The sequence below is a fragment of the Pedobacter sp. 05L430 genome, assembly GCF_056397585.1.
The window spans coordinates 1-14,254 of the sequence record NZ_JBFTNT010000092.1; the positions used below are offsets into that span (position 1 = coordinate 1).

14 protein-coding genes and 1 pseudogene are annotated in these 14,254 nt (G+C 38.9%); 9 read left to right on the forward strand and 6 right to left on the reverse strand.

Going from position 1 to position 14,254, the window contains the following annotated elements:
• Positions 1–248, reverse strand: a pseudogene (locus tag AC1DG9_RS13945) (HD family phosphohydrolase); the annotation flags it as partial.
• A gap of 193 nt (positions 249–441) precedes the next feature.
• Between AC1DG9_RS13945 and AC1DG9_RS13950 the strand changes: the two are divergent.
• From AC1DG9_RS13950 to AC1DG9_RS13980, 7 genes are all read left to right on the forward strand, one after another.
• Positions 442–1,302: an SPFH domain-containing protein gene (locus tag AC1DG9_RS13950; protein WP_172659907.1), complete on the forward strand. Its 861-nt coding sequence runs from the start codon at positions 442–444 to the stop codon at positions 1,300–1,302.
• A 9-nt stretch (positions 1,303–1,311) separates the two neighbouring features.
• Positions 1,312–1,491, forward strand: coding sequence for a type II toxin-antitoxin system antitoxin (locus AC1DG9_RS13955; protein ID WP_048906559.1), 180 nt, complete (start codon positions 1,312–1,314; stop codon positions 1,489–1,491).
• Between the two features lie 78 nt (positions 1,492–1,569).
• Positions 1,570–2,748: an acetyl-CoA C-acyltransferase gene (locus tag AC1DG9_RS13960; protein WP_337716626.1), complete on the forward strand. Its 1,179-nt coding sequence runs from the start codon at positions 1,570–1,572 to the stop codon at positions 2,746–2,748.
• 33 nt (positions 2,749–2,781) lie between these two features.
• Positions 2,782–3,675, forward strand: a complete 894-nt coding sequence (locus AC1DG9_RS13965) for a hypothetical protein (RefSeq protein ID WP_337716624.1) — start codon at positions 2,782–2,784, stop codon at positions 3,673–3,675.
• 234 nt (positions 3,676–3,909) lie between these two features.
• Complete coding sequence (locus tag AC1DG9_RS13970) at positions 3,910–5,736, forward strand: peptide MFS transporter (protein WP_172659904.1); 1,827 nt, start codon at positions 3,910–3,912, stop codon at positions 5,734–5,736.
• A gap of 16 nt (positions 5,737–5,752) precedes the next feature.
• A complete protein-coding gene (locus AC1DG9_RS13975) occupies positions 5,753–7,246 on the forward strand; it encodes a peptide MFS transporter (protein ID WP_337716621.1) in 1,494 nt (497 codons plus the stop codon).
• Positions 7,247–7,342: 96 nt separating this feature from the next.
• A complete protein-coding gene (locus tag AC1DG9_RS13980) occupies positions 7,343–8,074 on the forward strand; it encodes a polyprenol monophosphomannose synthase (RefSeq protein ID WP_172659902.1) in 732 nt (243 codons plus the stop codon).
• A 1-nt stretch (position 8,075) separates the two neighbouring features.
• On the opposite strand, the gene AC1DG9_RS13985 is transcribed toward AC1DG9_RS13980, so the two are convergent.
• The 5 genes from AC1DG9_RS13985 to proS all read right to left on the reverse strand — a co-directional run bounded on the left by AC1DG9_RS13985 (position 8,076) and on the right by proS (position 12,937).
• Entirely contained in the window at positions 8,076–8,591 is a 516-nt protein-coding gene (locus tag AC1DG9_RS13985; protein WP_172659901.1) for a YdeI/OmpD-associated family protein, read from the reverse strand.
• 7 nt (positions 8,592–8,598) lie between these two features.
• A complete protein-coding gene (locus AC1DG9_RS13990; RefSeq protein ID WP_288879063.1) occupies positions 8,599–9,459 on the reverse strand; it encodes a TIGR02757 family protein in 861 nt (286 codons plus the stop codon).
• 162 nt (positions 9,460–9,621) lie between these two features.
• Positions 9,622–10,761 (reverse strand): cystathionine gamma-synthase, encoded by a 1,140-nt coding sequence (locus AC1DG9_RS13995; protein WP_337716619.1) that lies wholly within the window; start codon positions 10,759–10,761, stop codon positions 9,622–9,624.
• A complete protein-coding gene (locus tag AC1DG9_RS14000) occupies positions 10,758–11,453 on the reverse strand; it encodes a hypothetical protein (protein ID WP_172659898.1) in 696 nt (231 codons plus the stop codon). The genes AC1DG9_RS13995 and AC1DG9_RS14000 overlap by 4 nt, the downstream gene beginning before the upstream one ends.
• An 11-nt stretch (positions 11,454–11,464) precedes the next feature.
• Complete coding sequence (gene proS, locus AC1DG9_RS14005; protein WP_172659897.1) at positions 11,465–12,937, reverse strand: proline--tRNA ligase; 1,473 nt, start codon at positions 12,935–12,937, stop codon at positions 11,465–11,467.
• Between the two features lie 105 nt (positions 12,938–13,042).
• On the opposite strand from proS, the gene AC1DG9_RS14010 reads away from it, so the two are divergent.
• Positions 13,043–14,002, forward strand: a complete 960-nt coding sequence (locus AC1DG9_RS14010) for a hypothetical protein (protein WP_172659896.1) — start codon at positions 13,043–13,045, stop codon at positions 14,000–14,002.
• Positions 14,003–14,055: 53 nt separating this feature from the next.
• Positions 14,056–14,254: hypothetical protein (locus AC1DG9_RS14015; RefSeq protein WP_477634764.1), on the forward strand; the 199-nt coding region annotated here is incomplete at its 3' end.

Here is a 14,254-nt window from a genome sequence, read left to right on the forward strand (position 1 = left end):
ACATTATTTAATGCATCCTTTTTATCTGTATCTACTTGTGGGTTTGTCTTTAATATTGCAAAATTAAATGGAGATATAAGGTCCTTATTTTTCCAGATCTCTCCCTTTTCAAATTCGTACCTGAAACGTGGCTGTTTTGGTAAAAAAGCAGTTATTATCAATACAGAAAGCACCATCATGATATACTTAATGTTTGATGTATACTTACGGTAAAGTACCCTGTGAGAATTCTTGTTGATTTTTGCCAAAGCGATTTATGTTGAATTTGATTCAAAAATAACATTAATTTTTCATTTGAATGTTTGTTTTATTGCCTTTAAAGCTATAATGGATTTTAACTATCGACTCTTCATATACAAAAAACAACCTGGATACCTGCTAATTAACTATTGTTTTAATGGAAAATTATTGCTTACTTTATGATATCAAATTAATATCATTATGTATCAGGAAAAAATTATTACTCCGCCTGCGGGCATTCGAATGATTGCTGTATTTATTGCGCTCATATTATTTTGCGGATTACTGGCAATGGCAGCTCAAAGTTTTGTAGTTGTAGAAGTTATTTTAGCCATTTGTGGTTTTTTAATACTGCCTGGCTTTATCATCAACAACCCAAATGAGGCTAAAGTACTCACCCTTTTTGGCGAGTATGTAGGCACAGTTAAAACCGATGGCTTCTTTTGGGTTAACCCTTTAACCATTAAAAGAAAGGTATCATTAAAAGCGAGAAACCTAAACGGGCATCAGATTAAAGTAAATGATAAGCTTGGAAATCCAATTGAAATTGCAGCTGTTGTAGTTTGGCAAATAAAGGAAACTGCAAAGGCAACATTTGCAGTTGARGACTACCTGCAGTATGTAACAATACAAAGTGAAGCCGCCGTTAGACATTTGGCCAATATTTTTCCATATGATAATTTTGAAGATGAAGAGGCCACAATTACCTTAAAAGACGGTGCAGAAAAAGTAAGCTCATTACTTGAAGCCGAATTAAGCGAAAGATTGTCGCGGGCAGGAATAGAGGTTGTTGAAGCCAGAATTTCTCACCTTGCCTATGCCCAGGAAATTGCAAGTGCAATGTTACAGCGCCAACAAGCTACAGCCGTAATTGCTGCAAGGAAACTTATTGTGGAAGGTGCAGTTGGAATGGTAGAAATGGCTTTGGATAGACTTTCTGAAAAAAATATCGTAGAATTGGATGAGGAACGCAAAGCAGCTATGGTTAGTAATCTTCTGGTAGTGCTATGCGGTGACCGTAATGTTCAACCCGTTGTTAATACCGGGACATTATATAATTAACAATTAGATATGTCTGAAAAAGATAAAAAAGCTTTTGTTCTCAGAATAAACCCTGAACTACTTAAAGAGATTGAGAAATGGGCCGGAGATGAGTTTAGGAGCACCAACGGACAGATAGAATTTTTGCTCAATCAGGCCGTAAAATCCAACAGGAGAAAACGGTTAAACAAAAATGATACAGATCAATAATGTTAAAAATGGTCAGTTATAACCACTGAATGACTGTAATTATATAACTTTGCTTTCAACTAACTTAAAACACAGTAAATGAGAGAAGTAGTAATTGTATCTGCTATCAGAACTCCAATTGGTAGCTTTGGAGGTGCATTATCAAGCTTTTCTGCTACCCAATTAGGCGCTTTGGCCATCAAAGCGGCAGTGGAAAAAGCAGGACTAAAGCCCTCAGATATTCAGGAAGTTTACATGGGCAACGTCTTATCAGCCAATATTGGTCAGGCGCCTGCAACACAGGCAGCTAAATTCGCTGGTCTGCCCGATCTTCCTGCCACCACAATTAATAAAGTGTGTGCATCCGGCACAAAAGCAATCATGCTTGCTGCTCAAAGTATTGCACTGGGAGAAATTGATATCATTGTTGCCGGAGGAATGGAAAGTATGAGCAATGTTCCTTACTATTTGGATAAAGCACGCACCGGTTACCGTTTAGGTCATGGTCAGATTACAGATGGCCTTCTTAAAGATGGCCTGTGGGATGTTTATAACGATTACCACATGGGTTCTGCCGCCGAATTATGTGCTTCAGAATGTGGAATCAGCAGAGAAGATCAGGATGCTTTTGCAATCACCTCTTATAAAAGATCACAAACAGCACAAACTGAAGGAAAATTCGATTCAGAAATAATTCCGGTAGAAATAAAAGACCGCAAAGGCGAAATAACACTTGTTTCTAAAGATGAAGAACCCTTTGCTGTTAAATTTGATAAAATACCCGGTTTAAAACCGGTATTTAAAAAAGATGGAACCGTTACCGCGGCCAATGCTTCAACACTTAATGATGGCGCCGCAGCTCTTGTTTTAATGAGTGCTGATAAGGCAAAAGAACTTGGATTAAAGCCCTTGGCCAAAATCCTGGCTTATGCTGATGCACAACAGGCACCTGAATGGTTTACTACTGCTCCATCTAAAGCAATTCCATTAGCATTAAAAAGAGCTGGCAAAAGCATTGCCGATGTTGATTATTTCGAAATTAACGAAGCATTTTCTGTAGTTTCACTTGCAAACAATAAGGAACTTGGACTTAATGAAGAAAAAGTGAACATAAATGGCGGAGCAGTTTCCTTAGGTCACCCACTGGGGGCCTCGGGTGCACGAATTGTAGTTACACTACTTTCCGTTCTGGCACAAAACAATGGAAAAATAGGCGTAGCCGGAATATGTAATGGTGGCGGTGGTGCCAGTGCAATAGTTATAGAAAAGATTAAATAGATGCGAAAGAGGTTAAAACCTTTGATACTCATAATGATACTATGCTGCGCCACAGCAACGCTTAAGGCACAGCATAGTTTTGCTTTTAACAATGGTCCTGCAATGCATAAATTCCAGGATTCATTAAGCAGGCTTAGTGATGAGACATTTAACGCGACCAGCAACTCTGAGCGGTATACTAAAAATGCGGCTTTTATAAAAACATTGGTCAACTCCCTAAAAACTCAGGGATCTTTTCTTTATCCTTTCGATTCATTAAAAAAAATTACCATTCTTAAATCGCCTGATAACTCGTTCAGGATATTCTCCTGGTATGTGCCTCTTGATGATGGTTCTTATCGTTTTTTTGGCACCATTCAAATAGCCACAAAAGATGGAAAATTAAAAATGTTTCCTCTTATTGATGATACTGCTAATATTAAGGACACCAATGGAATTAATGGCAATAAAAACTGGTATGGTGCCCGGTATTATGAAATCATACCGGTTATTATGAATGGTCAACAACCTTATTACGTATTAATAGGCTGGAAAGGAAATAGTTTAAAAACTTCTAAAAAGGTGATTGATGTGCTTTCTTTTAATAAGGAACAACAACCCATTTTTGGTAAGCCTGTATTTGAAGAAGCCAAAAGTAAAGCTACCAGGAACAGGATAGTTTTTGAATACAACAAACAAAATACAATGACGGTAACGCTCGATAAGAACGTTAATATGATTGTATTTGATCACCTGGCCCCTATTTCGGAAGAAATGATGGGAAATTTTGAATATTATGCATCCGATTTAAGTTTTGATGCGTATAAACTATTAAACGGACGATTAAAGCTAGTAGAAAACATAGAATTAAAGAATGAGCCGAACCAGATGGACGACCTTTTTTCAGATCCGAAAGACAAGAAAATTAAGGCTATAAAGAAGCTTTAAGTGTATTTAATACACCTTTGATGGAAATTAAAAATTTGGGAGTTTGCCATCATGTGCCTATCTTGCGCGATGCTTATTTTTACAAAAAGAGGGAAAAGCACAATCAACTAACATAAAAAACTCCGAAACAAAACATAAAATCCTGATATAAAACGCATGTCAGGTTGATATAGCATTAGATTAATATACTTGAACTAACTAAACTTACTATAAATAACACACAAGAAAACTAAAATGGATACAAAAAATTTGGATACGCCAAATAACTTTTTTGAAAGTAAAGTGCTGGGGCATCCCGCTGGACTGTTTGTTTTATTCTTCACAGAAATGTGGGAAAGATTTTCCTACTATGGTATGCGGGCCCTATTGGTCATGTTCTTTACAGCATCTGTTTTAGGAGATCATCCAGGCTGGGGCTGGCCACGGGAACATGCGATGTCGCTTTTCGGATCATATACCGCTCTGGTATATCTGTCCACTATGCTTGGCGGTTACTTTGCAGATAAATTAATTGGATTTAGATGGGCTGTAATTGTTGGGGCTTTATTGATGACTTTAGGTCACGGTTGCATGGCGGTAGAAACGCCATTTTTCATTTACCTTGGTCTTGGCCTATTGGTTTTTGGAACAGGTTTTTTCAAACCAAACATGACCTCAATAGTATCTTTAATGTACAAAGATCATCCTGAAAAGAAAGATGGTGCATACACCATTTTTTATATGGGTGTAAATGCAGGTGCATTTTTTGGAATATTATTATGTGGTTACCTGGGCGAAAAGGTTGGCTGGAGCATTGGTTTCGGATTGGCGGGAGTTTTCATGCTGTTCGGCTTGTTACAGTTCTATTTCACTCAGAACATCTTTGGAGACATCGGCTTAAAACCACTTAAAACAAGAGATATTGTAATCGATAAAGATGATGTCGACAACAGGGTTCCATTTACATTATGGCAGGTTATCGTTGTTCTTCTTTGTTCCGCTTTAGGTTTAATCTGGGTTATTAACGATCCTATTTCCAAGATATCCCACGGAGCAAGCAACCTGCTAGACTTCAAAATAGCTGGAATGGAAGGAACCAATTTCACTATATTGTTAGCACTGGGCTTGTTTCTGTTCTTATTATTTTACAGGCTAACAAAATATTCAAAGGTAACTAAGGAAAAATTATACGCAGTTACCTTTTTTGCATTCTTAACCTTTTCATTTTTCGCTGTTTTTGAACAAGCACCGGGTACATTAACCATCTTTGCCAGAGATTATACCGACAGAATTTTGGTTGGTAATTCAAGTTTGATCTTCTTAATTGCCAACTCATTAATTGCTGTAGTTCCTTTAGGAATTATCACATGGGTTTTGTTTCTATTATTTAAGCAAACCTTCAAAAAATATGGCCTGGCTAATATTATCCTAAGCATCAGCTTTGTGATCATATGGATCATTACTATCTGGATGTTAGTGCGAGATTTTTATGGAGCAGGGTTTTTAAACCTCTCAGATTCTACTTTAGCTTCGCTTAAAATTGAGAAAGTAAAAGAAAGCCTTACCCAAATCCCGGCTTCATGGTTTAGTGTACTTAACTCATTGTTTATTATCACTCTTGCTCCATTGTTCTCTAAATGGTGGGAAAGCAGATTTAATCCTGGTGCAAACGTTAAGTTTGGTATAGGTATGATCCTATTAGGCCTGGGAATGGCATTTCTTGTTTTTGGTGCCAGAGACATTGTTCCTGGTGCAAAAACAGCCTCAGTAAGTATTTTTTGGCTGATCATGGTTTACCTTTTCCATACCATGGCTGAACTTTGCATTTCTCCTGTAGGCCTTTCTTACGTAAGTAAACTTGTTCCTGCCAGAATGATTGCCTTTATGTTTGGTGTATGGTACCTGGCTATTGCTATTGCCAATAAAGTTGCAGGTATACTTGGAGAAAACGCTGATAGAATTGCCTCAGAAAAAGGGATTAGCTATTTCTTCTTAATCATAACCGGTGTTGCCGTTGCTATTGGAGTAATGTCTATCCTGTTAACTCCAGTGATCAAAAAATTAATGCACGAAGTAAGATAAGCTAACTGATATAACAATGCAACATAACATTACGCTGGAGGAGATCCAGGACTTTAAGGGGAAATACCCAAAACAGCTTTGGGCTTTGTTTTTAGTGGAAATGTGGGAACGCTTTTGCTTTTACGGTATGCGCGGTATGCTCACCATTTTCATGATCGACAAGATCGTAGGTCTTGCACTTACAGATAAAGATGCCAATCTGCAATACGCCGCTATTCAGGCATTCGTTTATGCATTCACATTCCTTGGTGGTATTTTTGCCGATAAAGTCTTAGGCTTTAGAAAATCACTTTTCTTTGGCGGAATGATCATGATCCTCGGCAATTTAATCATTGCGGTCTCCCCAAAAGAGTTCTTTTATATTGGTATTACCCTTTCTATTATCGGTACAGGTTTTTTCAAACCAAACGTATCGTCGATGGTAGGCGATTTATATAAAGAGGGTGATGCCCGCCGGGATGCAGGTTACGGAATGTTCTATGCAGGTATCAATATTGGTGGTTTACTTGGTGGCGCACTTTGTGTATACCTGGGTAAATATGTTTCATGGAATTATGCCTTCCTTGCTGCCGCAATTGTTATGGCTTTAGGATTGGTAACCTTCCTCTTTACACAGAGAACATTAGGCCCTATTGGCGATTCACCTTTAAAAAACATGACTGTCTCGAAGAAAAGAGCACGTGAAATTGGTGTTTACCTCTTTTCTCTGATCTCTGTTCCGTTGATTTTGATAATGGTTCAAAACACGCATTATACAGATTATTTCATGTATACCATTGCGCCATTATCAATTATTTATTTCCTGTATGAGACGTATAAAGTTAAAGACAGAAAATTTCAGATGAAATTGTTTGCCGCATTTATCTTTATCTTCTGCTACTTCTTGTTCAATGCCATTTACGAGCAAAGCGGTGGTTCACTGGCTCTTTTTGCAGAAAAAAACTTGTCGCACACCCTTTTATTCTTCAATATCGATCCTAACGTAGTAAACAACAGTTCTAATTCTTTATTCGTAATTATATTTAGTCCTTTAATTGGTTTACTGTGGTTATGGCTCGCTAAAAAGAAAATGGAACCAAACTCGATTATCAAATTTGGTGTAGGATTCTTGTTCCTGGCAGCATCCTTTTACATCTTCTTTTATACTCGTTTTTTTGCCGATGCAAGTGGTGTAACTTCATTAAATCTTTTCACACTGGGCTATTTGGTAACCACCATTGGCGAACTTTGCTTAGGCCCGATCGGTATGTCGCTGGTTACGCAATTATCACCTAAAAAATTAACAGGTATGATGATGGGTATGTGGTTTTTAGCAAGTGCATTCGGACAGTTTGCCGCAGGAAAACTTGGAGCAGAAATGTCTGTAAGCGGAGACGATGTATCTTTGCTAACCAAACTGGAATCCTATACTTCAGGATATTATCAGCTGGCTGTTTATGCCGCTATTGCCGGAGTATTTTTAATCCTTTTCTCTCCTTTAATTAAGCGATTGATGCAAGGTGTAAGCTAAAATTTAGCTGTTTTAACATATTTTAACCCTTAGTATAATCTATATTAAGGGTTTTTTCATTTAGAATCCATAATTTCGCTACTTAATTTATTTTACGTGTCAGACAGTCTAGTAATAATACCTACCTACAACGAGAAAGAAAATATTGAGAGAATCATTAGAAAGGTTTTTTCGTTAAGCTATTTCTTCGAAATATTAGTTATTGATGATGGTTCCCCTGATGGCACAGCCGAAATAGTTAAGAACCTCCAGAAAGAATATCCGGCACTTCATTTAGAACAAAGAACAGGCAAACTAGGACTTGGAACGGCTTACATTCATGGTTTCAGATGGGCGCTGGCCAAACCTCAATATGAATATATATTTGAGATGGATGCAGATTTCTCGCACAATCCGGATGACCTGATACGTTTACGCGAAGCCTGTGTTAATGGTGCAGACGTTGCAGTGGGCTCCCGTTATGTTAGAGGAGTTAACGTAGTTAACTGGCCTATGAGCAGAGTGTTAATGTCTTATTTTGCCTCTATGTACGTGCGTTTAATTACACGGATCGACATACAGGATGCAACTGCCGGCTTTAAATGTTACCGCCGCAAAGTGCTTGCTACTATTCCGTTAGACAAAATTAAGTTTGTTGGCTATGCCTTCCAGATTGAAATGAAGTTTACAGCCATTAAATACGGATTTAAGGTAGAGGAAGTTCCCATTATATTTACAGATCGTACAGAGGGTACTTCAAAAATGAGTACACGGATTTTCAGGGAAGCTTTTATTGGAGTAATCCAAATGAAAGTATGGAGCTGGTTCAGGAAATACGACAGGATTTAATCTATTCCTCTTTTCTCGGCTTTCCATCACGCATCATCGTTCCAAAATCCCAATCCTTATCCATAGCTAAAACGATCTTCACAATTCTTTTGGTACGGGTAGCTTCTGTTTTAGCCGAGTTAAGCCAATTGATATACCAATTTTGATGTGATTTAGGTTGTTTTAAAAAGTTTTTAAGCAGATGAGGCTCATCAGAAAGGCAGACCTCCAGATCTTCTGGCACCTCTATTTTAAAAGTTGTATCCTCTTCTAAAGCCAGTTCTAAAACTCCACCCAGATCTTTCTTGAGCTGCTTGCGAATGCCCGCATTTAGCGCCATAATAAAGTTCCCCTCTCCCATGGGCACAAGTGCTATGCCTTCAATTTCAATGTGATCCAAACGACCCTTTACCCGATAACTCTTCCTGCAATCGGGTTTAATCATATTGGCAATAGCAAGTGGAATAAAAACATAAGTCCAGCCTGTTTTTTCCCCCATTTCGGCAAAACGCTCTATTTCTGCTTTAAAAGTAACCATAATAGCTTTAAAATTTCTCCTCTACACCTAAGCCAAACAATGCAAAATCATATTTAACCGGATCCATAGGATCAAATTTAAGCAGTTCATTTGTAAGTTCCACTGCAGTGCGCCAATCCGTCTGTTTTCTTTCAATTAAGCCAAGCTTACGCGCTACCCTATCCACATGCACATCACATGGACATATCAAATCTGAAGGCTTAATTGTGTTCCAGATCCCGAAATCAACACCCTTATTATCTTTCCTTACCATCCATCTTAAAAACATATTTAAACGCTTACAGGTTGATTTTTGCATTGGCGAAGAAACATGCTTTATCGTTCGTCTGGGATAGTCTGGAAGAGAAAAGAAATAAGACCTGAAATAATTAAGAGATCTTTCAGTTTTTGGCTCCTGCTGAGTTAACTCTGATAACATGCAGCTCGAAGAAGCATACTTTGTGTATCCATGTTGAAGCTCATCAGTTAAAAAATCAGTTCTAAAAACATCAGAAGGAGATAAAAATGCTGTCTCAAGGCTATCGAACTGTTGATAGTGCTGATTAAAAAATGCCACGAAATACAGAAGATCCGTATCGTTAAAAGTTCTGTGTTTAAAACCCAGCAATCGCTTTAAATCATCCTCGCCATGATGCAGCATAAAATTATGCGGATCATTATCCATCCGCTCAAACAGCTCAATACACTTGTTAATGATGGTCTTTCGTTGCCCCCAAGCTAAAATTGCCGCAAAAAAAGCAGCAATTTCAATATCTTGTTTCTTAGTATACTGGTGTGGAATACAGATGGGGTCATTTTGAATAAAGTTTGGTCGGTTATACTGATCAACCTTTACATCCAAAAATTCTTTAAGTTCTAAAAATTCCAAGGTGTAATGTTTAAGATAACTGTATTAATTAAATTATGTAATCTCGAGGTTTACAATACGTCATCTCGAAATGAGGAACGATTGAGAGATCTCTTGGTCAGGATATTCAAGGAGATCTCTCTCTTCTTTCGAGATGACGGAATGACGAGATGACTTGCTGAATTAACTTAATGCCTGTTCTAAATCGGCGAGCAAATCATCAATATCCTCCACACCAACACTTAAGCGCAACAGGTTATCTGTAACTCCTACTTTCTCACGTTCTGCTTTAGGGATAGAACCATGAGTCATTGTAGTTGGATGGTTAATTAAAGATTCTACTCCGCCAAGAGATTCTGCAAGTGTAAAAACCTTAAAAGAAGAAGCCACGCGGAATGTTTCCTGAAGATCAGCACCTTTTAATGTTATAGACACCATACCCCCAAAACCACGCATTTGTTTTTTTGCAATATCATGGTTAGGATGATCTTCGAAACCCGGCCAGTAGATCTTATCAATTTTTGGATGATTTTTAAGATAACGGGCCACTTTCTCTCCGTTCTCACAATGCGCTTTCATTCTTAAGTGAAGCGTTTTAATACCTCTCAGCACCAAAAATGAATCCTGAGGTCCTGGAGTTGCTCCGCAGGCATTGTAAATAAACCAAAGGTCCTTATAAAGCTGATCATCGTTTACAAGCAAAGCGCCCATTACCACATCAGAGTGACCACCAATGTATTTGGTTACAGAGTGCATCACAATATCAGCACCTAAGTCCATTGGATTCTGCAAATATGGAGATGCAAAAGTATTATCAACAGTAAGAATTAACTTATGCTGTTTAGTAATTTTAGCAACACCCTCAATGTCAATGATCCTCATTGTTGGATTGGTTGGCGTTTCTATCCAGACCAATTTAGTATTTTCATTGATGTGTGGCAGTATGTTTTCCGGTTTCGATAAATCCAGAAAATGAAACTTAATGCCATACTTTTCATAAACCTTGGTAAATATGCGATAAGAACCACCATAAAGATCGTTCCCCGTAATCACTTCATCGCCAGGCTTCAATAACCTTAATACAGTATCTGTAGCGCCCATTCCGCTCGAAAAAGCCAGTCCATATTTAGCATTTTCTAATGCTGCCAAACAATCTTCAAGTGCTTTACGAGTTGGATTAGTACCCCTCGAATATTCAAACCCTTTGTGGTCACCTGGCGCCTTCTGCCAGTAAGTAGAGGTTTGATAAATCGGGGTCATCACTGCTCCCGTTGTAGGATCAGGCTCTTGTCCGGCGTGGATCGCTTTAGTTGCAAATTTCATATATTATCGTTCTGCTCAATTTCTGATTTAAACTGGTAACCCAGGTTTTTACTGGTTGGATAACCGCTTGAAGCCAGCATTGATTGTTTTTGATTTAAAGTTACTTCTTTTATTTCTGCAAAAGGGGGTAATAAAAGATCAGAGTCCAGACAGTGAAGAATAGATCGCTCTATAATATCTGTTAGCTTTTCTTCCGTTACAACGTTTTCAGCCATGCTTTGGTATAAGAAATCAAGCGCCCCCTCCCCCTCAACCATAAAATGCTTTTCCTTATTAACCAGTATACGTGCAATCAGCGATCCCTCATCTGCCAACCTGTTATATTTCACAGAATCAGCAAGGAAATTATGGATATAAATAGTTCCACAAAAACTTAGAGACTCATCTTCTTTGATGTACTTTGTTTGGTATATGGAATGTGTTTTATCAAAGGCAAACACATTGGTATGCATAGAAACCATCAACATATCACCTGAAAACTTAAGCTGACCTTCAAATTTACCGCTTTCCTTAAAATGCACTTCAACAGAGGGATCTTTGACCACATAATCTGTTTGCAGCTTAACCGCAATTTTAGAAAGCTGGGTCTTCAGCAAGCCAAAGACCTCAGTAGTGTTTCTAAATATCTTTTGTTTTAATGAAGCTTTACTCTCGAATTCGCTCAGTATTTTACTGTAGTTGTCAGTTTCCATTCCATTAAAATTTAGTAAGCGCGTGCAAATAATACCCTTTGGGTAGATGGCTTACCTGAGTAAATACAAACCCCTTCTTCCAGCTTATTATCTAACGGGATACACCTAATGGTAGCTTTAGTCTCTTCTTTAATTTTTTGCTCTGTTTCAGGTGTTCCATCCCAATGTGCAGCAATAAATCCGGCTTTACCATCAAGCAATTCTTTAAACTCATCATAAGAATTGGCATCAGTAGTATGCTCAGTTCTATAGTCGAAGGCTTTGTTATAGATATTTTGTTGAATCTCTTCTAAAAGCTGTGCAATATGAATTTCAAGGCCTTCCTGAATTACAGTTTGTTTTTCTCTGGTATCTCTTCTTGCAAGCTCAACGGTGCCGTTTTCCATATCTCTACCACCAATAGCCAGACGAATTGGCACCCCTTTAAGCTCATATTCAGCAAACTTAAAGCCCGGACGCTGCGTATCACGGTCGTCGTATTTTACAGAAATCCCTAAACGTTTCAGCTTTGGCATTAATTCGTCAACAAATGTTGAGATCTTACTTAACTCCTCATCGCCTTTGTAAATAGGAACAATAACAACTTGTATTGGAGCTAGTTTTGGAGGAAGTACCAGACCGGCATCATCGCTATGCGCCATAATCAATGCACCAATTAAACGTGTAGAAACACCCCACGAGCTTGCCCAAACGTGCTCTATCTTACCTTCTTTGTTCGTGAATTTTACATCAAATGCTTTAGCAAAGTTCTGTCCAAGGAAGTGAGAAGTTCCAGCTTGCAACGCCTTTCCATCCTGCATTAATGCTTCAATGCAATACGTATCTAAGGCTCCTGCAAAACGCTCATTTGGCGTTTTTACACCTTTTACCACTGGCAAACCCATCCAGTTTTCAGCAAAATCTGCGTAAACATCAAGCATCTTTCTTGTCTCTTCAATTGCCTCATCAGAAGTTGAGTGAGCGGTATGTCCTTCCTGCCATAAAAACTCAGTAGTACGCAAGAACAAACGGGTACGCATTTCCCAACGCACAACATTTGCCCATTGATTTATCAACAAAGGAAGATCCCTGTAGGATTGAATCCATCCTCTATAAGTATTCCAAATGATGGTTTCAGAGGTTGGTCTAACGATCAATTCTTCTTCCAATTTGGCTGTTTCATCAACAATAATGTTCCCATTTCCATCATTTTTAAGACGATAATGTGTCACAACGGCACATTCTGTTGCAAAACCTTCAACATGAGAAGCTTCCTTTGAAAAATATGACTTTGGAATGAATAACGGGAAATAAGCATTACTGTGTCCTGTATCTTTAAATTTTTGGTCTAAAATAGCCTGCATCTTCTCCCAAATGGAGTATCCATAAGGTTTTATCACCATACATCCCTTAACGGATGAGTGTTCTGCCAGGTCAGCTTTTATAACAATGTCGTTATACCACTGGGAATAATCTTCGTTTTTACTTGTAATGCCTTTGCTCATAGCTGAATGGAACGTTTTTTGTGTTAAATGACTTGTAATGTAGGCTACAAATTTATAAATTTATACCTACAAAAAAATTGCAACACACAAACAACACATATAGTTATGAAACCTAACCATTTATTCACAGGAATGCTCGTCTTAGCAGCCATAGCTGTTACGTCTTGCTCTGCGCCAAGGCTTGCGCAGCAAAGTGCCAATACTGATGATGACGTTTATAGCAGTACGGTGAAGGCAAAGGTTTATACCCCCGCTCCTCAACAAGTACAGCAACCTCGATACGACGATCAGCAATATGCTGATGAACAATATGATGAGAGTGATTATTACGGAACAAGTGATTACTATTACGATCAGGATTACTCATCTCGTATAAACAGATTTTATTACTCAAGTCCTTTCAGAACTTACTACGATCCATATTATTATTCTGGGTGGTATTCTTCTGGTTCATTGGACTTTGGATATAGTCCATTCTACAACAGCTACTGGAATTCTCCTTATGGAGGCTGGGGATTTGCAAGTTCTCCTTTCTGGGGTTACAACAACTTTGGCTGGAATAACTACTACTACGGCGGTGGCTATTACGGAGGAGGCCTTTGGGGCGGTGGTTTATGGGGTGGCGGACTGTGGGGCGGTGGCTATTACACCGGCAGAACTACCAATGTACCTGATTACAGGGCCAGACCATCTGTGGGTAGAGAAAATGGAGTTGGCGTGAATCGCAGATATGCAAGACCGGCAACCAGAGTAGATGCTGATGGAAATATCATTCCTAACAGAGCCAGACCTTCAAGAACTAATGCTGATGGAACAGTTTCAACAAGACCGGGCAGAGTACCGTCTGATGGCCAATCTACCAGACCTTCTCGTGGCGAAGCAACAAGACCTACGCGTACTGAAACTGTAAGACCTACAAGAGAAAGTGCTCCGGCCCGTCAGCCAGAAAGCAGACCTAGCTACAGCCCTCCTGCAAGAGAAAGCAGTGGTGGTGGAAGAAGCAGCAGTGGTAGCAGCGGCGGCGGTGGTGGCGGTGGCAGATCATCAAGATCAGGAAGAGGATAACTTAAAGTGCCCTGCATCACGCAGGGTGCACTTAAAATCTATTATTAAGATACATGAAAAAACTGATACTATCTCTGGTGGCTACAGTAGCCATCTCAGGAACAACATACGCCCAGATTTACTCGCCTGATGCTTTAAAATTCTCTCAAACCAATTATGGTAGCACCTCCAGATTTAAAAGTATGGGTGGAGCGCAAATTGGAGTTGGCGGAGACATGAGTTCAATTGGCGGTAACCCGGCAGGACTTGGAA